The organism is Coprococcus sp. AF38-1, assembly GCF_003603945.1.
GTDB classification, from domain to species: domain Bacteria; phylum Bacillota; class Clostridia; order Lachnospirales; family Lachnospiraceae; genus Coprococcus; species Coprococcus aceti.
Genome location: NZ_QVGO01000002.1, coordinates 419534 through 440687, shown reverse-complemented (window position 1 = coordinate 440687; position 21154 = coordinate 419534). Strand labels below are relative to the sequence as shown.

Here is a 21154-nt window from a genome sequence, read left to right as displayed (position 1 = left end):
TCTGCGCTGACGATCAAGAAGGGCAGGTCGGCAGTGATAAAGGCGACAGTAGGTCCTAACACAACCAGCAATAAGAAGGTTATCTGGAAAAGCAGCAATTCCAAGATCGCAAAGGTAAGCGTATCAGGCAGGGTCACAGCAGTAAGAGGCGGTAGAGCGACGATCACAGCGATTGCTGCTGATGGTTCAGGAAAGAAAGCGATCTGCAGGGTGACTGTAAGGGCCTCAGTATCATCGATAAGTTTCAGCAAAACAAATGGAAAGATGTATGTTGGCAGAACGATGCAGCTAAGCCCGGTGATAAAGCCGGCAGATGCAACAAATAAAAAATGTGCATGGAGTTCTTCAAATGATAAGGTAGCAGTGGTAAATTCTGCAGGAAATGTATATGCAGCTGCTACAGGAACAGCGGTGATAACAGCGAAGGCTACAGATGGCACCGGCAAGAAGGCTTCGTACAAAATAACGGTCGAAAAACCAGTCACAATTGTATCGGCAATGATGAGTAACCCTCGTACAGTTAAACTTACGCTGTCATCTGAACAGAAACTGACGTCCTCAAGTTTTTCAATCAAGGCGAGTACAGTGATGAATGGTAATTATAATTACAATATTCCATTTGACAGTGTTACAACAAAAGACAATAAGAACTATACGATTGCACTGAGAAGAGGCTATACATTGTCAAGAAAGGCAAGAATCTGCATATATATAAAGGGACTTACGGGTACAGGTAATTCTAAAATTGAGACATATTATTCTGGAGACGTGAATAATAGAACGATTTATGTATCCTATAAGTGTGAGCAGAATGTTGGTATGAATAAGACTCTGGATGTAAATAGCATTGAAGGTTATAAGGGCATATGTGTGATCAATGTAGTGGGCCTCCCTGCCGGCGTGAAATACAAGGTGGATCCAGGAGATGCCAATAAGGTTTATTTCAGTGGAAAACCGACTAAGGCGGGAACGACTGTGACAACTGTTAAAGCAGTCGATGAACTGGGAAATGTGGACACTTATGAAATTTCATGGAATATATACAGCCAGACAACGATTGCAGGAAATTATGAACCAGTATTTAAAATTATGGGACGTAACAGCCATATCTGTAGGATCAACAATAGTATTGCAGCTGTGGCTGGCGGTTCCGGAAGTTATACATACAGTTTTGTCGGAGAAAGTTATAATCTCAGCATTGATTCAAAAGGAAAAATAACCGGTAAATTAGAAGAAGAAGGTACATATAATCTCAAAGTAAAAATAACAGATGCCAACAACGAAAAAATAAGTACCATAGTTGGTTGTGTGATAAAAACTATACTTGGATCAACTCTTATGGGGTATGTCAGAGATAAAAATGGCAATATACTGGATGGGGCAAGTGTTATTATCATAAACAAAGATAATTCAGTCCAATACGAACTTAACAGTGAATTTGCTACAGTAGATCGTAATGGACAATATTATATGTCAATTATTCCTGGAACATATGATGTGAAAATTAAAATTGGGGACGATGTGACTTATATCGGCAATCGTACATTTGGCGTTGGGGAGAATAAAGTGGATCTTGCGGCGGATGTAACAAAGATTGCGGTCAAATCTAACAATGAAAGGTGCACGGTTGACGATCTGGGCAGATGGACAGATGAATATGGTAGAATATGTGGCTGGAACGGATATGTGTATCTTGTTCCTGGAACATATGAGCTGACAGCGGAAGGTTCAGGTAAGCGTGGTGTGATATCAGCAAAAGTGACCAGTAAGACGACCACGTTAACTGCGGATGTGAATGAATTTGCTATTGACTTTGGCAATTTTAACGATGTATATGCAGAAGTTGGAATGTATTACAGGTATGTGCCAAAGAAAACAGGAACATATTATTTTTATTCTGTTTCATACGGTGATCCAAAGGGATACTTATATGATGAGAACAAAAATCTGCTCATGGAAGTGGACGATGCAGAGCATAGCAAGACAACAAATAAAAAAGATTTTTACATGAGCTATAACTGTGAAGCTGGAAAGTCATATTACATAAAAGTAAGCGGTAGTTCGGTTGATGTGTATGTAAGAGATTGTGATCCTAATGCAGAGGATTAACGGCTGGATATGTGCTTTATAAAGGAGTGGAGATGATATTTTTTACATCTTCACTCTTTTTTTAAACAATAAAAGCACATAATCCCTATTGACATAGTAGGAAATAAGTTGTATACTCCAACATGTTGATAGATAATTACTATATATCAGATAGGATATATGTGGATTGATGATGAAATCCATTGAACAGAGCGAGGTTCAATAGACAGGAGGTGGACACATGCAACAGGTGTTGTGCTTTGGAGATTCCAATACATGGGGATACAATCCTGAGAATGGGGAGAGATTTCCCTGGGGAATCAGATGGACCAGTATATTGCAGCAGAAGCTGGCAAATAAAGATATAAGGATCATAGAGGAAGGCCTCTGTGGAAGAACAACGGTGTTCGAGGATCCACTGAGACAGGGAAGAAAGGGCGTGTCGCTGTTCCCAACTCTGCTGGAGACACACAAACCGGAGAATATAGTAATCATGCTTGGAACAAATGACTGTAAGACGGTGTTCTCGGCATCACCGGATGTGATAGGCAAGGGAATACGGAGACTGCTCATTCAGGCGAGGCAGTATTCAGCAGACAGCAGGATACTTCTCGTATCGCCGATACACTTAGGCGAGCAGGTGTGGAAGGATGAATTTGATCCTGAGTTCTCACCGGAATCCGTTGAGGTGTCAAGAAAACTCACAGATGTGTACAGGAAGATAGCCGATGAGTTTGGTGTGGAATTCCTGGCGGCATCATCCGTGGCGGACAGCAGCGAGGCAGATCAGGAACACATGAATCCTGAGGGCCATGCAGCACTGGCAGGAGCAATAGAGGAAAAGATTTATCAGATGGCCTGTTAAGAATTATATAGAAAATAATGTACAGTATATAAAGATAGTAAAGAATCAAGAAAGAACATAGAGACTTCAAAAAAGTAAAAAAAGAAAGGAAACAAAATCATGGCAAAGATAGCATCACAGTTAACAGAACTTATAGGAAATACTCCACTTCTGGAGCTCACAAATTATGAGAAGGAGCTTGGACTCAAGGCACACATCGTTGCAAAGCTTGAGTATTTCAACCCGCTTGGCTCAGTGAAGGATCGTGTGGCAGCAGCCATGATCGAGCAGGGAATAAAGGATGGCCTCATCAATCAGGAGACAGTCATCATCGAGCCTACATCAGGCAATACAGGAATCGGACTTGCATTTGTATCAGCAGCAAAGGGCCTTCACCTGATACTTACAATGCCGGACACCATGAGCGTTGAGCGTAGAAAGATCGTGTCAGCTCTCGGTGCTGAGATCGTGTTAACACCGGGCAGAGAGGGAATGAAGGGAGCCATCGCCAAGGCAAATGAGCTCAAAGAGCAGTACGGCAATGCATTCATCCCACAGCAGTTTGAGAACAAGGCAAATCCTGCTATCCACAAGAAGACAACGGCGGAGGAGATCTGGAGAGATACAGACGGAAAGGTTGATGCATTTGTATCAGCAGTAGGAACAGGCGGAACAGCTACAGGAACAGGAAGCGGACTCAAGGAGCACAATCCAAATGTCAAGCTGATTGCAGTTGAGCCTGCTGATTCACCGGTTCTCTCAGGCGGAGCACCCGGCCCACACAAGATCCAGGGAATCGGAGCCGGATTTATACCTGGCGTCATGGATCTGAGCATCGTGGACGAGATCATCAGGATCCAGAACGATGACGCATTTGACACAGCGAGAAAAATAGCAAAGACAGATGGTGTATTGGTTGGAATATCCGCAGGTGCGGCACTATATGCGGCAACTGAGCTTGCAAAGAGACCTGAGTATGAGGGCAAGACCATCGTGGTTCTCTTCCCGGATACAGGAGAGAGATACCTCTCAACATCACTGTTTAACCTGTAGACCGCAATAATTGCCTGGAGGTTGTGAACTGTATACAGTATTTGACATATCCAGTCGGGAGCGCTTTCGCTCGACTCAGTCTGCAGCGAATGCAATAGAGAGGGACCCACGAAGTGGGAGAGTTGGCTGTTGCAAGTAATAGAGGCGACCCGCAAAGCGGGGAGTTGACTATTACTTTAAGGACCGGCGACTTCGTATGTCCCTCCTTGGATGATGTCAAAACTGTATAGCAGAAGTTAATATCGTTGCAGCAATTATTGCTCATTGGATGAATTGACCTATTTATGAGAAAGAGAAAAGATATGAGACTTGGGAAAAGAGTATTGCTTCTGTCCATGGCGGCGGTGCTTGCGATAGGCGCGGCCGGCTGTGGCGGGAAGAAGGACGATGTTATCACAATTACAAATGTTTCGTATGACCCGACGAGGGAGCTGTATGAGCGATACAATGACATGTTCGAACGGTATTACAAGGAGCAGTACGGACAGGACATCAAGGTCATCCAGTCTCATGGAGGCTCCGGCTCACAGGCGAGGTCGGTTGTGGAGGGCTGTAATGCGGATGTTGTCACACTGGCACTTGAGCATGACATTGACCTCATATCGGCAAATGGTCTGATAGATAAGGGCTGGATAGATGAATTTGACAAGGATTCAGCACCCTACACATCCACTATCGTGTTCCTGGTGAGAAAGGGAAATGCTAAGGATATAAAGGACTGGAACGATCTGGTGAAGGACGATGTGGAAGTCATAACACCTGATCCGAAGAGCAGCGGCGGAGCCTGTTGGAATTTCCTTGCGGCTCTTGCCTATGCCAGAACTACATACAGCGATGAAGCTGATATATGGCAGTTTATGAAGAAGCTTTATCAGAATGTGTCGGTCATGGATTCGGGAGCCAGAGGTTCGACGACCACATTTGTGGAGAATGGCAAGGGTGATGTACTGATTGCCTGGGAGAATGAGGCGATAGCAACCCTGAAGGAATATCCGGAGGATTACGAGATAGTTAATCCGTCGGTGAGTATACTGGCTCAGCCGAGTGTGGCGGTTGTCGATGACAACGCAAAGCTGGGTGGAACAGAGGAGGTCAGCACAGAGTATCTGAAGTACCTGTACAGCGATGACGCTCAGAGGCTTGAGGCTGAGAGCGGCTATCGCCCGACAAATGAGAAGATACTTGCAGAGTATGCAGACGTATTTGATCTGGACATCAAGCAGTGGACCATAGATGATTTCGGAGGCTGGAACAAAGCCTATGAGGATTTCTTCGACGACGGAGCAAAGTTTGATGAAATTTACGATTATTAAAATGGATTGGAAGACGAGATGGCAGCAGAGGAAAATGGCAAGAAGGATAAACTTAATAACGCAAAGAAGACCAGAGTTATCCCGGGATATCATCTGACGCTTGGAATAGTCATTGCCATGCTGTCGCTGATAGTTCTGATCCCGTTGGCATCGGTGCTGGTGTCATCGCTGAAGCTTTCGCCGGGTGAATTCTGGCATCTGCTTCTGAAGAAGAACGTGCTGAATGCATTTAAGACCAGCATCGGCTGTTCGTTCATAGCGGCGATAGTCAACACGGTGTTTGGTCTGATAATAGCGTGGACACTGGTCAAATACGATTTTCCCGGCAAGAAGATACTGGACGGATTCATAGAGCTTCCGTTCTGTCTGCCAACGGCGGTTGCCGGTATCACACTGTCGAGACTTTACAGTGAGGATGGATTCCTTGGAAAGCCGCTTGCGGCTCTTGGAATAGATGTTGCATACACAAAGATCGGACTTACCATCGCCCTTGTATTTGTGGGGATACCATTTGTCATAAGGGCGGTGCAGCCGATACTTGAGAAGATGGACAACCAGTACGAGGAGGCGGCCTACATGCTGGGAGCCACACCGAGAAGAACATTCTTCAAGGTCATACTTCCAGAGCTCAGACCGGCACTGCTGACCGGATTCGGATTAGCATTTGCCAGAGGAATCGGAGAGTACGGAAGCGTCATCTACATATCAGGCAACAGCGCGAAGGAGCAGACACAGGTCATATCATACGTGATCATGCAGAAGCTCAGCTACATAGACTATGCCAGCGCAACAGCGATAGCACTGGTGATGCTGGTCATATCATTTGTATTGTTATTTGCGATCAACATAGTACAGCTGAAGCAGTCCAGAAGAACAAATTTATTATAACTTTTCATAAGGAGGGGCCCGCGTTAAGCGGGAGGAATCCTTGTGAAGCACGCAGACGCCGCGCGAAGCGCATTTTAATGCGTCTGCTCAATAAGGAGGAGACACGGAAAATGAGCGAGCAGGAAAAGCTGCAGCGCGGCAAGCGCAGGACAAAGATAATACTGATAACCGTGACGGTGCTTTTCATAGTGCTCATGCTTGTTGTTCCACTTATATCGGTGATAACAAGTGCGCTGAAGGAGGGCTTTAAGTTCTACCTTCAGTCGATCACAACAGAGTATGTGATAAGTGCACTTGGTGTCACACTTATTGCCACAGTCATAGCTGTGGTGGTAAACACATTTTTCGGAATATGTGCGGCATGGCTGCTTACGAAGTTCTCCTTCAAAGGCAAGCAGGTTCTGGCGACACTGATAGACATTCCGTTTTCCATATCACCTGTCATCGTAGGTCTTGCCTACCTCATGACATTTGGAAGACTTGGATGGACGTATCCGGCGATCAGGTGGATCAATGATATGCTGGGGACAAACATCAGGATAACATTTGCAGTTCCGGGCGTTGTGCTTGCTACCATATTCGTGACATTCCCATTTGTGTCGAGGGAGCTTATCCCGGTGCTGAACGCCCAGGGCAAGGATGAGGAGGAGGCAGCGGCGCTCATGGGGGCGAAGGGCTTCACGATATTCAGAAGGATAACACTTCCCCAGATGAAATGGGGACTCATATACGGAATAATTCTCTGTACCGCCAGAGCACTCGGCGAGTTCGGTGCGGTAAATGCACTGTCCAAGACAAGGGGCGGGACATTTACACTTCCACTAGAGATCGATGCGCTGTACATGTCGGGAACGGAGGAATCCATCACAGCAGCATTTGCTGTATCGTCCATACTGGTGATCATAGCGGTCATAATATTGTTCCTGAGAAATCTGCTTGAGTACAGAGCGAAGAGGAAACGCGCTTATGAACGAAGTTCATAACTCTCATGCGCGTGACGACCTGCCGCTGAGCGGAGGCGAGGGGGCGATACCCGAAAAAGGGCGATATCCGATAAGAGCGAAGTGAGATAGTCTGCATATGGGATGGCTTGCAGGAGTTTCGAGAGATAGATCAGGTGCGGAAGAATAAGAGAACAAAAAGGAGGCTGACGACATGTACGTCGAGATGAAAAATATATATAAGAAATATGGAGATTTCCTGGCGTCCAACAATGTCAGCTTTGGTGTGGAGAAGGGCAAGCTGGTGGCGCTTCTGGGACCGTCGGGAAGCGGAAAGACGACACTTCTCCGAATGATAGCCGGACTTGAAAATCCAAATTCCGGCGACATATACATAGACGGCAGGCGTGTAAATGATATACCAGCTGCGAAGAGAGGAATAGGATTTGTATTCCAGAATTATGCACTGTTCCGTTACATGACGGTATTTGACAATGTGGCATTTGGACTTGAACTCATGAAGGTTCCAAAGAAGGAGATCAAGAAGAGAGTTATGGAGCTTCTGGAGCTTACAGGGCTGTCAGGTATGGAGAAGAGATATCCGAATCAGCTCTCAGGCGGACAACGGCAGAGAGTGGCATTTGCCAGGGCGCTGGCACCGAATCCACAGGTGTTGCTGCTGGACGAGCCATTTGCCGCGATAGATGCAAAGGTCAGGACGGAGCTTAGAACCTGGCTCAAGGAGATGGTTGAAAAGCTTGGCATAACGAGCATATTTGTCACTCACGATCAGGATGAGGCTGTGGAGGTTGCGGATGAGATCATCATCACCAACCACGGACAGATAGAGCAGATGGGATCGCCGATGGAGATATACAAGACGCCGTCCACACCGTTTGTGGCACAGTTCATCGGAAGGTCAACTGTTGTGGAGGACTACGAGAAGCTCAAGGGTTTTGACAGGGTGCCGGGAGCGGACAGGGCGGTCATCAGACCGGAGTTCGTCAAGATATCCAAGAGCGGCAGGCTGGATCAGTACCAGAGTGCGGCGGAGTCGGGGATAGTCAAGGATGTGCTGTTCCGCGGAAGCCATCTGGACGTCACGGTGGATGTCAACGGAGTGGAGATCGTCGCCGAGAGATCCATGGAGAAGGATGTCGTAAAGCCGGGGGAGCAGGTCCACGTTCTCATCTACAGGCTGTATGTATTTGATGAGAATCAGACATATCTGCTGGAGAACAAGGCAATGCAGGATAACGATGTATTCTACATCTAATTATAAAAGTGATTGGAGAGAAAATATGGGTATTGCAAACAGGAAAATACTTCATACGGACATTTTGATAATCGGTGGTGGTACGGCGGGCTGCTATGCAGCGCTGACTGTCAGAGAGCATTCTGATTATTCCATCATCATCGCCGAGAAGGCAAATATAAAGAGAAGTGGATGTCTGGCGGCGGGAGTGAACGCCATCAACGCATACATAGTGAAGGGCAGAAAGCCTGAGGACTATGTGGATTACTGCAGGACAGATGCTGACGGGATCGTCAGAGAAGATCTTTTGCTTTCTATGTCACAGGGGCTGAACCGTGTAACAGACAAGATGGAGAAGCTGGGGCTGGTTATCCTCAAGGATGAGAATGGAGAGTATGTTGCAAGGGGCAACAGAAATATCAAGATAAATGGCGAGAACATGAAGCCACTGCTGGCAAAGGCGGTGGAGGAGCTTGACAACTGTCAGATACTGAACAGAGTCAACATCACGGACTATATAGTTGAAAATAATCAGATCCTCGGGGCATTTGGATTCTCCATAGAGGATAAAACAGCCTACGAGATCAGAGCAAAGAAAGTGCTCTGTGCTACAGGTGGTGCGGCGGGACTTTACAGGCCGAACAATCCGGGATTTTCGAGGCATAAGATGTGGTATCCGCCGTTCAACACCGGAGCGGGATATGCAATGGGAATAAATGCCGGAGCGGAGATGACCACATTTGAGATGAGATTCATAGCACTCAGATGTAAGGACACCATAGCACCTACTGGAACCATAGCCCAGGGCGTGGGCGCAAAGCAGGTCAACTCACTCGGTGAGGTATACGAGAACAAATACGGACTCACCACGTCTCAGAGAGTGTACGGAACGGTGAGGGAGAATATAGAGGGAAGAGGTCCATGTTACCTGAGAACAGAGGGCATCACCCCTGAGCAGGATGACTCATTGAAGAGGGCATACCTCAACATGGCTCCGAGCCAGACTCTCAAATGGCTTGAGTCCGGTAAGAATCCGAGTGAGCAGAATGTGGAGATAGAGGGCACAGAGCCTTATATAGTCGGCGGCCACACGGCGAGCGGTTACTGGGTGGACAACGACAGAGAGTCCACAATACGCGGACTGTTCGCAGCCGGAGATGTGGCGGGCGGATGTCCACAGAAGTATGTGACCGGAGCGATGGTTGAGGGAGAGATAGCAGCCATTGCCATGGTAAAGCGGCTTGACGAGGGATACCTTGATCCTGAGCTTGACGAGGAGACAGCATTTGACAGAAAGATAGAAGAGTATGACCATTTCCTCGACACTGACGAGAAGATGTTCACGTACGAGGCGATAGAGGAGGCCATGCAGAAGGTCATGGACAACTACGCCGGAGGAATATCCACCCACTACCAGTTCAACGAGAAACAGCTTGAGCTGGCAAAGGAGAAGATAGAGCAGCTCCAGAAGCTTGTATGGCACATAAGTGCCCATGACATGCACGAGCTCATGTTTGTGTATGAGGTGAAGGAGAGACTCACAGTTGCACTCTCTGTAATCGCACACCTGAAGGACAGGAAGGAGACGAGATGGCACAGCTTTGCTGAGAATCTGGACTACCCGGAGAAGAGCAAAGACTGGGAGATATTTGTCAACTCAAAGATGGTGGACGGCGAGCTTAAGATGATACATCGTGAGCTAGGCAATATGTGCCAGATCCCCGAAGGAAATCTGGCATGCAGCGTCAGCCCCTCGCCGAAGGCGACTTCAAATGGGCTGATGTTCCAAGGAAAGGGGGATGTATATGAGCATAGTGATAAATAAAGAGCTTTGCAAAAACTGCGGCAAATGTGCAAATGTCTGCCCGGGTTCCCTCATAAAGAGAGATGAGGATGGACAGATATTCATGAAATACCCTAAGGATTGCTGGGGGTGCTCATCCTGTATCAAGGAGTGTGCATTTGACGCCATCTCATTATATCTCGGAGCTGACATCGGCGGAATGGGAAGCCGGATGTCGGTGGAGAACAAAGGAGATCTGCTTCTGTGGAATATCCGCAAGATGGATGGCACCACAGACCAGATAGTGATAGACAAGAAGGAAGCTAATAAATATTAAAAAGAAGAAAGGTTGGTATAGATATGGGTACATTATCACATCTTGACGAACTGGAGGCAGAGGCGATATACATCATCCGCGAAGTTGCTGCGGAGTGTGAGAAGCCGGTTATGCTTTATTCCATAGGAAAGGACAGCTCGGTAATGCTTCATCTGGCACTCAAGGCATTCTATCCTGAGAAGCCGCCATTTCCATTTTTACATGTAAATACAACATGGAAGTTCAAGGAAATGATCGAGTTCAGAGACAAGACAGCGAAGAAATATGGACTGGACATGATCGAGTACATCAACGAGGAGGGTGTCAAGAAGGGCATCAACCCATTTGACCACGGCTCAGCATACACAGATATCATGAAGACACAGGCGCTCAAGCAGGCTCTTGACAAATACGGTTTCACAGCAGCATTTGGCGGCGGACGTAGAGACGAGGAGAAGTCCCGTGCGAAGGAGAGAATCCTCTCATTCAGAAATGCTCAGCATGCCTGGGATCCAAAGAACCAGAGACCGGAGATGTGGAAGCTATTCAACACCAAGATCCAGAAGGGCGAGGAGGTCAGAGTATTCCCACTTTCCAACTGGACTGAGGCTGATATATGGGAGTACATAGAGCGTGAGAATATAGAGATCCCATCACTGTACTTTGCAAAGGAGAGACCTGTTGTATACCGTGACGGAAATATCATCATGGTCGATGATGACAGAATGAAACTTAGACCTGGTGAGAAGATAGAGATGAAGAGTGTTCGTTTCAGAACTCTCGGATGCTATCCACTGACAGGCGGCGTGGAGTCCACAGCGGACACACTCCCTGAGATCATCGAGGAGACGCTCAGTGCGGTATCCTCAGAGAGAACCACCAGAGTTATTGACAACGAGGCAGCAGGCAGCATGGAGCGTAGAAAGAGGGAGGGATACTTCTAAGATGAGCGGATTACTTAAATTTATAACATGCGGAAGTGTAGATGACGGAAAGTCAACACTTATAGGACATATATTATACGATTCAAAGCTTTTATATGCAGATCAGGAGAAGGCTCTGGAGCTTGATTCCAAGGTAGGAAGCCGTGGCGGTGCCATCGACTATTCACTTCTTCTGGACGGACTGATGGCAGAGCGTGAACAGGGTATCACCATCGACGTTGCATACAGATATTTTACAACAGACAAGAGAAGCTTCATCGTGGCAGATACACCGGGCCATGAGGAGTACACAAGGAACATGGCGGTTGGAGCTTCATTTGCCGACCTGGCAGTCATCCTCATAGATGCAAAGCAGGGCGTGCTGGTGCAGACCAGAAGACACGCAAGGATCTGCGCGCTGATGGGAATCAGATACTTTGTATTTGCAGTAAATAAGATGGATCTTGTCGGATACGATGAGAAGCGTTTCAACGAGATAGTTGAGCAGATAAATGAGCTGTCATCAGAGCTCAGCCTGCCAAATATCACTATCATCCCAGTGTCAGCTACAGAGGGTGACAACGTGACAAAGAAGTCAGAGAACATTCCTTGGTATGAGGGTCCTGCACTCCTTACATACCTTGAGGACATAGACATCGCGGAGGACAACACTGAGGCAGGATTCTATATGCCTGTTCAGAGAGTGTGCCGTCCTGACCACACATTCAGAGGTTTCCAGGGTCAGATCGAGGACGGTGAGATCCACGTCGGAGACGAGATCAACACACTTCCAAGCAACGAGACCGCAAAGGTCAAGAGCATCCATGTGGGATTTGACACAGTTGACTCTGCACAGAAGGGACAGCCTGTAACAATACAGCTTGACCGTGAGGTTGATGTGTCAAGAGGATGTGTGCTCACAGTTGATTCAGGCGCAAAGGTTGCATCTTCGATCACCGCAACACTCCTCTGGATGGATGACGATGAGCTGTACAATGGCAAGAACTTCTTCGTGAAGCTCGGAACAAAAATGATCCCTGGTACAGTTACACATATCGATTACACCATAGATGTAAATACAGGTGAGCAGAAATCAGCGGACACCCTTGCAAAGAATGGTATCGCAGTCTGCAGGATCGCATTTGCCGACAGGATCGTGGTTGACGAGTTCAAGAAGCACAAGACTCTTGGAGAGCTCATACTCATCGACCGTGTAACAGACATGACAAGCGCCTGCGGTGTTGTCGAGGAGGTTCACACTGAGGAAACCGGACTCTATGAGGGACGCGTGGATAGAAATGTGCGTGCAGCAATCAAGGGACAGAAGGCTGTCATAGTTCCATTTGCAGCAGGCAATGTCACAAGAGATTTCGTTGAGTCGGTGGAGAAGAAGCTCAGCATCGACGGACGTCATACATATCTGTACGCTCCAGATATCCGCGAGGATGTAAATGCTGTATTAAAGCATCTTCATCATGCCGGAATCATCGTGCTTCTCTTCGCAAGCGAGCAGCAGATCGCAGGAATCAAGGTAGAAGGCGCCGAGATTTACAGCGGTGCTTGGAATGCTGACGGCGAGCTTGACGCAGACGAGATAGCAGACGAGATCCGCAAGGAGTCTGTATACGACGCGGCTCAGGTTCACGATGGAAATTACATCTAAAAAAGATCACGTAGTAATATAATAATAAAGCGAAGGACGGAGGTGTTTTATGCCTTCGTCCTTCGCTTTTGTATAGAAAGTAGTAATATGAAATATTTATTTGTCAGAACCTTTAAGTCTGGCTATTTCTGCCCTTAATTCGGCAAGCTCGTTGTCCTTGTCGGCGAGCTTCTTGTCTTTGTCGGCAATCTCCTTATCCATCTCAGCCATACGTTTTTCCATCCTGGCTTTCTCTTCCTGAAAAACATCCACAAATGTAATAATCGACTGTTCCACCATATCCGTAACCTCCTCGGTCTCTTCAAACTGGGAATATAGGCGAGTATAAAGCATCTGAGTAAATCTGTATAGTTGTGCTCCATCCTCAGCTGTTATATTCCCAAGTCCCACGTTCTTGTCTATGCTACCCATTATATCTGTTTTGATGAGGCTTTTCAATGAGGCTATATTCTCTGGTGTACGTGCTTTCTTATTCCTCAGCTTTTCGCGGAGTTTCAGAATGTAGAATGGAATCAGGATGATCATTTTCCTGTCGTTTATTTCCTTTACGGAGCAGGACGTGAGTTTTGTAACAGGGACGTTATAGGTTATGTTCTGGGTATGCCCGAATCCCACCTGCAACGAATATGTATCAGGTACTGATTTTGGTACATTGCTCAGATATATCACACAGGGTTCAGGAAAATGAATTCGATATACCTGACAGCCCTCTTCGTCCTGCAGTATCTCCTTAGTCTGATCTGCATATCCCGCTCCATATGAAAATACACGGAATACAATAGAATCATCCTTTTTCATCTGCGCTTCCATATGATATGCATCGGAATTGTTGATTACGAGTATGGTGTCGGCCAGAGTTGTGGTCATAGAATTCTGATTATCGTGAACATTTTCAGTCCAGTGATAAGATACTGTTGAGTTTTCCGGATCGTAAAACATGTTGAACAGGCCGTTAATCATGTTGATCACAGCTTTCGAGGACAGCGTGAGAATCTTCTTGAAGATGCTGTCATAAAGTTTTCTTGTTGTTGGCAAGAGTGTTCCTCCTTAGTATTTTATCCGGCCGGTAGGCACACTTTAGACCATTCAAATCGCTGTGTCAATAGGTTTTGGCAAATGCGTTTATAAAGCGCAGAGTGACGCTGTGAGTGGAAAAATAAGGGGGAAATGGGAGGTGATTTTACTATTTGTATAGTAGACGAGGGAATATGTTTTGCTCTTGTTTTGTTTGCTTCACATCCTCCATTGTGCCCCAACATACTCTGTGTTAAAATTGTTCATAGGACTAGGCACCAATGGTACGAGGTGCTGCGACTGGGAGACCGCCATGAAGCGGGCTGATGAATATATGTACAGGCAGAAGAGCGAACATAAGCATTGCTGTGTGTGATTTATCAGAACATATATGCTACTAGTTGGTGAGGAAAGAAATGAGTTCTACATTAAAACAAAATAAATATGAAATTGATATGTGCAACGGGACGATCATGGATAAGCTGATCTCATTTTCGCTCCCGCTTATGCTCTCGGGTATTCTGCAGCTGATGTTCAATGCGGTGGATATCATTGTTGTAGGGAAGTTCAGTGGTAACGAGTCGCTGGCGGCGGTCGGTTCAACCACAGCACTTATCAATGTATTCACCAATTTGTTCATAGGGATATCCCTTGGGGCAAATGTGCTTGCGGCAAGGCTTTATGCCGCAGGAAAAGATAAAGAAATGTCAGAGACAGTACATACCGCGATCGCGCTGGCGCTGGTCAGCGGTATTATTATGGCCTTTGTCGGGTGGATTTGCGCAAAACCGGCGCTTGAGCTTATGGATACTCCGGGGGATGTCATCGGACTTTCTTCTTTATATATGAGGATATATTTCCTGGGAATGCCATTTTTCATGCTGTACAATTACGGCGCTGCCATACTCAGGGCGGTGGGAGATACCAAAAGACCACTCCTTTTTCTGGTTATATCCGGAATTGCAAATACAGGCCTTAATCTGTGTTTTGTGATCATTTTCAAGCTTGGAGTTGCGGGGGTCGCAATCGGAACAGTCATCTCACAGCTGATATCCTGCGTGCTCGTCCTCCGCTGCCTGTGCAGGTCAGAAACGAGCTATCAGCTGAGATTTTCAAAGCTTACCATCAAGGGGGTATATGTAAAGCAGATCTTTTCGGTCGGAGTTCCGGCGGGAATTCAGAGCACAGTCATCAACTTTTCGAATGTGCTGCTTCAGTCGTCAGTCAACTCATTTGGCTCGGTTGCCATGGCGGGCTACACGGCGGCAAATAATATATTTGGATTTCTGTATGTGACGGTGAATGCTGTAACGCAGGCGTGCATGAGTTTTACGAGCCAGAACTACGGTGTCGGCAAATGGAAACGTATGGAGAGAGTTCTGATCGACTGTCTGATATTGTCATTTGCGGCAATGATGGTTCTGGGCAATGGAGCGTATTTCTTTGGACCGCAGCTGCTGCATATATATACGAGCAGCGACGCGGTTATAAAGTGCGGAATGGAGATTCTGCTGTATACGACAGTCACATATTTCCTGTGCGGATTTATGGACTTGTTCCCGGGGGCGCTTCGTGGGATGGGACATTCCGGAGTTCCGATGCTCCTCTCGATCATAGGAACGGTGGGAACCCGAATCGTGTGGATATACTGGATTTTCCCGAGACACAGATCCCTGGCGGTTCTGTTCATCTCATATCCGGCGTCCTGGATCATAACCCTTGCTATGCAGATAGTATGTTATTTCTATGTGAGGAAGAGGCTGTATAAGAAAATTGCAAATAAGAAATGAGTGAAAACGTATGGGGAAGCTGCCAGAGAAATGGGGGGGTGATCCATACGTTTTTTATTTGCTGTTGTTTAAGAAGATAGAGATGTTGTATAAGAATAGGCTTATCTGAATTAAAATAAGCAATGCTTCCCCTCGCCACTGAAGGGGCTGCATGAACGAAGTTCATATTTAATCAGCCCCGACGACCTGCCGTCTGGCGAAGGCGAGGGGGCGACACTAGAGGATGGCATGCGTCGTGGATACCGCACGGAATTATAAAATAAGCCATGCTCCCCTCGCTGCTAACGCAGCTCGTGGAATGGCATGCGCCGTATAGATAACAAAAAAACACCAGTTGATTGTGAGCAAGCTCCCGATGACTACCACTACAAAATAAGCAATGCCCCCCCTCGCCGCTAACGCGGCTCGTGGAATGGCATGCGCCATATACAAGACAAAAAATATCTCCTGATCGTGAGCAAGCTCCCGATGACTACCACTACAAAATAAGCCATGCTCCCCTCGCTGCTAACGCAGCTCGTGGAATGGCATGCGCCATATAGATAACAAAAAAACACCAGTTGATTGTGAGCAAGCTCCCATCAACTGGCATTTTTTTATTATCTGCATTGCTTATTTTATAATTCCTATTGACATAGTAGGGTATAAGAGCTATAATCCTATCATGTTCGTAGGAATTATAGGATTTATTATTTAGTGAGGCATAGAAGATCATGAGATTTAACACAGCATTATTACACAGCGCAAAGCTTGGTGATGAGAATACAGGCGCCACACTTACACCGATCTATCAATCCAGTGCATTCTATCAGCCTTCAGCGGAGCAGCATGAGAAGCTCTTCCACAACAAGGCGACGGGTTATTCTTATACGAGGATCAACAACCCGACGATAGTTGCATTTGAGGAGCGGATGACGAATCTTGAAAAGGGAGTAGGTTCGGTAGCGTGTTCTTCTGGAATGGCGGCACTCACAAATGCACTCTTAAATATAGTAGGAGCTGGCGGAGAGATAGTCTCCAGCACAGGACTCTACGGTGGAACGATAGATCTGTTCCACGATCTGGAGGCATTTGGGATCAAGACGACATTTGTGGAGATATCGGATAAGGAAGCGGTTGAAGCAGCGATAAATGAGAATACCAGAGTGATATTTGTTGAGACCATCGGCAATCCAAAGCTCGATGTGGTGGATATAAAGGCACTTTCGGAGCTGGCACATTCACACAGGCTTCCGCTCCTAATAGACAATACAGTGGCGACTGCATACCTGGTCACACCGCTGACACTTGGAGCGGACATAGTCATCAATTCCACATCCAAGTACATCAATGGAAACAGCGATGCCATAAGCGGAGTCATCACCGACAGCGGTAATTTCAAATGGGACGCAGAGCGTTATCCGCTTCTGCAGCAGTACAAGATGTTCGGAAAGTTCGCCTACATAGCAAAGCTCAGAAACGGACTTTTTAGAAATACAGGAGCCTGCATAGCTCCGCAGACGGCATTTTACAATATGCTGGGCATGGAGACATTGGGGCTTAGAATGGAGCGGTGCTGCAGTAACGCACTTGCCCTTGCGAAGTTCCTCGAGAGCCGGGAGGGTGTGAAGGTCAATTATCCGGGACTAAAGTCCAGTCCTTGGCATGACATTGCAGATGAACAGCTCCACGGTGGTTATGGTGCCATAATCACCATCAGAGTCGGCAGCAAGGAGAAGGCATTTGCGGTGATGAACAAGCTTACAATACCGCAGATAGTGTCGAACATAGGAGACACAAAGACGCTCATCGTGCATCCTGAATCAACACTGAATGCGCACAGCACAGAGCAGGAGAAGCTTGACGCCAACGTATATGATGATATGATTCGTATTAGTGTCGGAATCGAGGATGTGGAGGATCTCATCGAGGACTTCCAGAAGGCCTTGGAAAGTTAAGCAATTGGTTGAACACGTAAATATGATTTGGAGGAACTACATATGGCAGTAGATTACGCAGCTCTGAAAAAGGGCGGATTCATGAGACAGAAGCAGAAGAATAACTTTTCTCTGAGACTTCAGGTGGTGGGAGGAAATCTTACCGCAGAGAATCTCAAGAAGATAGCAGAGGTTGCCGAGAAATACGGAGATGGACATGTACATCTCACATCGAGACAGAGCGTCGAGATCCCATTTGTCAAGCTTGACGATGTGGAAGAGGTAAAGGAAGAACTGGCAAAGGGAGGCTGTAAGCCGGGTGTGTGTGGCCCAAGAGTAAGAACAGTCACAGCGTGCCAGGGAAATCAGATCTGTCCGAGCGGCAATATAGACACTTATGACATAGCAAAGAAACTCGATGCCAGATATTACGCAAGGGAGCTTCCTCACAAGTTCAAGTTCGGTGTCACAGGATGCCAGAACAACTGTCTGAAGGCAGAGGAGAACGATGTGGGAATCAAGGGCGCAATGGTAGTAGAGTGGGATGAGCCATCATGCATCATGTGTGGCGTGTGCGTCAAGGCGTGCCGTGAGGGCGCGATCACCATGGCGGACGGCAAGATCATCCTCGACACAGACAAATGTAACTATTGCGGTCGATGCGCAAAGGCATGTCCTACAGATGCATGGAAGGGCGAGACAGGATACCTTGTCTCATTCGGAGGATTATTTGGAAATACGATCCACCGCGGCGAGGAGTTACTTCCGGTTGTTACATCTGAGGAACAGCTTTTCCGTATTACAGATGCGGCAATACAGTTCTTTGCAGACAATGCAAAGCCAAGCGAGCGTTTCCAGTTCACTTTGGAGCGCGTGGGCTTAGACAAATTCAAAGAAGTATTAAAGGAGGCTTACAATGGCTGATTACGAAATCGATGACAGAGTAGATATAACTGATGTGGTGTGCCCGATGACATTTGTCAAGGCGAAGGTAGCCATGGAGGAGCTTGAGATAGGACAGGTGCTTGCGGTTACCATGAACGACGGCGAGCCTGTACAGAACGTACCAAGAAGCTTCAAGGAGGAAGGACAGCAGATCCTGAAGCTCATCGACAACGAGAATGGCACTTATGATCTTATAGTTAAAAAACTGGAGGATTGATCAGATAAGGTAAGCCGGATGTTTTCACTGCAATAATTCATACTATGCTTACATGTTCTGTCTTAACATACCTATCATGGGTCGTTTCCACTTAACTCAGTCTGCAGCGGTACTATCGCTCGCAAGCTCGCTGAGTACCGGCGACTTCGTATTCCCATGATATGGTAATGTTAAGCAGAACATGTGACAATATATAACAAAGGCAGTGAAAACATCCGGCTGGAAAGGAGAAAATGAATGGCAGTAAGAGTCAGTGCAGAGGACTTCGATGCGAAGGTTGTTCAGTCGGAGCTCCCGGTCATCGTGGAATTCTATTCGGACAGCTGCATACCATGCAAGCAGCTATCACCAATCCTTGGCGGCATAGAAGATGACTACGAGGATAAGGTAAATGTGTACAAGGTAAATGTAAACTTCGACGCAGAGCTTGCTGAGAAGTACGCAGTGATGGCGTCACCAACCATACTCTTCTTCAAGGGAGGCGAGGAGGTTTCCCGCATCCGTGGCCTTGTGAAGAGAAATGCGCTGGAGGAGGAAGTTGGCAAATTATTGTAGAAATTTATTGGTAAAGTGACATGATGGAGTATTTGACTGTAGTCAATTACTTCCGGTGCATATTAGAATGAAACTATATAAATAATTTTATAAAGTATATAATCACATTTTATGTCAGTCTGGCAACGCCGGACAGGCAAATGAATCGTCAGGAGGAAAGAAAAATGACAGTCACAATAGCAGGAAAGAAGAAAGAGATAGCAGAGAAGACAACAATAGCTCAGATCATCGTGTCAGAGAACGTTGAGAATCCGGACTATGTCACAGTAACAGTCAATGATGAGTTTGTTGACTCAGATGCATTTGCAACAACAGAGCTCAAGGACGGCGATACAGTAGAGTTCCTCTACTTCATGGGAGGTGGCAGCTTCTAATGGCATTCACAAACGAACAGATGGAACGTTACTCACGTCACATCATCCTTCAGGAAGTTGGCGTGAAGGGACAGAAGAAATTGTTAAATGGCAAGGTGCTGATCATAGGCGCAGGTGGACTTGGAGCACCAGCCGCTATGTACCTGGCAGCAGCCGGAGTAGGAACCATCGGTATAGTTGATGCCGATGAGGTAGATCTGTCAAATCTTCAGAGACAGATCATTCACGGAACAGCAGATGTGGGCAAGGCAAAGGTCAAATCCGCAAAGGAGACCATGAACGCCATGAACCCTGATGTAAATGTGATCACATACAGAGAGTTCGTTACATCAGAGAACATCATGGATCTCATCAAGGACTATGATTTCATCATCGATGGAACAGACAACTTCCCTGCAAAATTCCTTATCAACGATGCCTGTGTTATGGCTAAGAAGCCATTTTCACATGCAGGAATCATCAGATTCAAGGGTCAGCTTATGACATATGTTCCAGATGAGGGACCATGTTACAGATGTGTATTCAAGGATCCACCTCCAAAGGATGCGGTTCCTACATGTAAGCAGGCCGGAGTCATCGGAGCAATGGGCGGTGTTATCGGAAGTCTTCAGGCTATGGAGGCAATCAAGTATCTCATTGGAGTTGGCGATCTTCTGACAGGAAGACTCCTTACATTTGACGCACTTAAGATGGAATTCCACACAGTAAAGCTCCCTCACAAGAAGGGCTGTGGCTGTGCTGTATGTGGACCAAATCCAACCATCACCAAGCTCATCGACTACGAGCAGGTGGAGTGCGACGGTAAGTAGAAGATCCTGTTACAGTTGATAATAAGGAGGATATGAAGTAAGATGTTGTACATGACAAAGTCTGATTACGAGAAGATACTTGCACACTGCAAGGAAGGCCTTCCAAATGAGTCCTGTGGTCTGATCGGCGGTGTCAGAGAGGGAGACAAGAAGTACATCAGGAAGGTGTATCTCCTGACAAATATTGACGCCAGCAACGAGCATTTTTCCATGGACCCGAGAGAGCAGCTTGCGGCAGTTAAGGATATGCGTGCAAATGGATACGAGCTTCTTGGCAACTTTCATTCCCATCCAGAGTCTCCATCCAGACCTTCGGAGGAGGATAAGAGACTTGCATATGATTCCAAGGTGAATTATCTGATTCTCTCCCTCATGGAGATAGACAATCCGGTACTCAAGGCCTTCAACATAGATGAGGAAAAGAATGTGACGATAGAGGAGCTTGTTATAGAATCATGATAGATAGC

20 protein-coding genes are annotated in these 21154 nt (G+C 46.6%); 19 read left to right on the top strand and 1 reads right to left on the bottom strand.

Annotated elements, in window-relative coordinates; translation table 11 throughout:
* The 11 genes from DW025_RS04540 to DW025_RS04490 all read left to right on the top strand — a co-directional run.
* Window positions 1-2109 (top strand): Ig-like domain-containing protein (locus tag DW025_RS04540; RefSeq protein WP_119998911.1); only part of this gene is annotated, 2109 nt, incomplete at its 5' end.
* Window positions 2110-2329: 220 nt separating this feature from the next.
* On the top strand, window positions 2330-2953 hold the full coding sequence (locus DW025_RS04535; RefSeq protein ID WP_119998909.1) for a GDSL-type esterase/lipase family protein: 624 nt from the start codon (window positions 2330-2332) through the stop codon (window positions 2951-2953).
* A 99-nt stretch (window positions 2954-3052) separates the two neighbouring features.
* Entirely contained in the window at window positions 3053-3985 is a 933-nt protein-coding gene (gene cysK / locus DW025_RS04530; RefSeq protein ID WP_055223423.1) for a cysteine synthase A, read from the top strand.
* Window positions 3986-4287: 302 nt separating this feature from the next.
* Complete coding sequence (locus DW025_RS04525; RefSeq protein WP_119998907.1) at window positions 4288-5298, top strand: sulfate ABC transporter substrate-binding protein; 1011 nt, start codon at window positions 4288-4290, stop codon at window positions 5296-5298.
* Window positions 5299-5316: 18 nt separating this feature from the next.
* The gene (gene cysT, locus DW025_RS04520) at window positions 5317-6186 is read left to right on the top strand and encodes a sulfate ABC transporter permease subunit CysT (RefSeq protein WP_119998905.1); all 870 of its coding nucleotides are present in this window, start codon (window positions 5317-5319) and stop codon (window positions 6184-6186) included.
* Between the two features lie 110 nt (window positions 6187-6296).
* The gene (locus DW025_RS04515) at window positions 6297-7169 is read left to right on the top strand and encodes a sulfate ABC transporter permease (RefSeq protein WP_004851742.1); all 873 of its coding nucleotides are present in this window, start codon (window positions 6297-6299) and stop codon (window positions 7167-7169) included.
* 172 nt (window positions 7170-7341) lie between these two features.
* The gene (locus DW025_RS04510; RefSeq protein WP_004851740.1) at window positions 7342-8403 is read left to right on the top strand and encodes an ABC transporter ATP-binding protein; all 1062 of its coding nucleotides are present in this window, start codon (window positions 7342-7344) and stop codon (window positions 8401-8403) included.
* A 25-nt stretch (window positions 8404-8428) separates the two neighbouring features.
* Complete coding sequence (locus DW025_RS04505) at window positions 8429-10207, top strand: adenylyl-sulfate reductase subunit alpha (protein WP_119998904.1); 1779 nt, start codon at window positions 8429-8431, stop codon at window positions 10205-10207.
* Window positions 10188-10502, top strand: a complete 315-nt coding sequence (locus DW025_RS04500) for a 4Fe-4S dicluster domain-containing protein (protein ID WP_118650012.1) — start codon at window positions 10188-10190, stop codon at window positions 10500-10502. The genes DW025_RS04505 and DW025_RS04500 overlap by 20 nt, the downstream gene beginning before the upstream one ends.
* 23 nt (window positions 10503-10525) lie before the next feature.
* The gene (gene cysD / locus DW025_RS04495; protein WP_015534724.1) at window positions 10526-11425 is read left to right on the top strand and encodes a sulfate adenylyltransferase subunit CysD; all 900 of its coding nucleotides are present in this window, start codon (window positions 10526-10528) and stop codon (window positions 11423-11425) included.
* A 1-nt stretch (window position 11426) separates the two neighbouring features.
* Window positions 11427-13067 carry a sulfate adenylyltransferase subunit 1 gene (locus DW025_RS04490; protein ID WP_119998902.1) on the top strand — a complete coding sequence of 547 codons (1641 nt, stop codon included), beginning with the start codon at window positions 11427-11429 and terminating at the stop codon, window positions 13065-13067.
* 96 nt (window positions 13068-13163) lie between these two features.
* Here the strand turns inward: DW025_RS04490 and DW025_RS04485 are convergent, their stop codons facing one another.
* Entirely contained in the window at window positions 13164-14102 is a 939-nt protein-coding gene (locus DW025_RS04485; RefSeq protein WP_119998900.1) for a hypothetical protein, read from the bottom strand.
* 395 nt (window positions 14103-14497) lie between these two features.
* Here DW025_RS04485 and DW025_RS04480 point away from each other — a divergent pair, with 395 nt between their 5' ends.
* The 8 genes from DW025_RS04480 (at window position 14498) to DW025_RS04445 (ending at window position 21146) form a co-directional block, all read left to right on the top strand.
* A complete protein-coding gene (locus tag DW025_RS04480; RefSeq protein ID WP_119998898.1) occupies window positions 14498-15871 on the top strand; it encodes an MATE family efflux transporter in 1374 nt (457 codons plus the stop codon).
* 713 nt (window positions 15872-16584) lie between these two features.
* Window positions 16585-17808, top strand: a complete 1224-nt coding sequence (locus DW025_RS04475; RefSeq protein WP_119998896.1) for an O-acetylhomoserine aminocarboxypropyltransferase/cysteine synthase family protein — start codon at window positions 16585-16587, stop codon at window positions 17806-17808.
* A 42-nt stretch (window positions 17809-17850) separates the two neighbouring features.
* Window positions 17851-18711: a 4Fe-4S binding protein gene (locus DW025_RS04470; RefSeq protein ID WP_004851725.1), complete on the top strand. Its 861-nt coding sequence runs from the start codon at window positions 17851-17853 to the stop codon at window positions 18709-18711.
* Window positions 18704-18949, top strand: a complete 246-nt coding sequence (locus tag DW025_RS04465) for a sulfurtransferase TusA family protein (RefSeq protein ID WP_004851723.1) — start codon at window positions 18704-18706, stop codon at window positions 18947-18949. The genes DW025_RS04470 and DW025_RS04465 overlap by 8 nt, the downstream gene beginning before the upstream one ends.
* A gap of 237 nt (window positions 18950-19186) precedes the next feature.
* A complete protein-coding gene (locus DW025_RS04460) occupies window positions 19187-19504 on the top strand; it encodes a thioredoxin family protein (RefSeq protein WP_119998894.1) in 318 nt (105 codons plus the stop codon).
* 164 nt (window positions 19505-19668) lie between these two features.
* Window positions 19669-19878, top strand: coding sequence for a sulfur carrier protein ThiS (gene thiS / locus DW025_RS04455; RefSeq protein ID WP_015534732.1), 210 nt, complete (start codon window positions 19669-19671; stop codon window positions 19876-19878).
* Window positions 19878-20687: a thiazole biosynthesis adenylyltransferase ThiF gene (gene thiF / locus DW025_RS04450; protein ID WP_004851717.1), complete on the top strand. Its 810-nt coding sequence runs from the start codon at window positions 19878-19880 to the stop codon at window positions 20685-20687. The genes thiS and thiF overlap by 1 nt, the downstream gene beginning before the upstream one ends.
* A 42-nt stretch (window positions 20688-20729) precedes the next feature.
* Window positions 20730-21146, top strand: coding sequence for a M67 family metallopeptidase (locus DW025_RS04445; RefSeq protein WP_004851714.1), 417 nt, complete (start codon window positions 20730-20732; stop codon window positions 21144-21146).
* The last annotated feature ends 8 nt before the right edge of the window (window positions 21147-21154 follow it).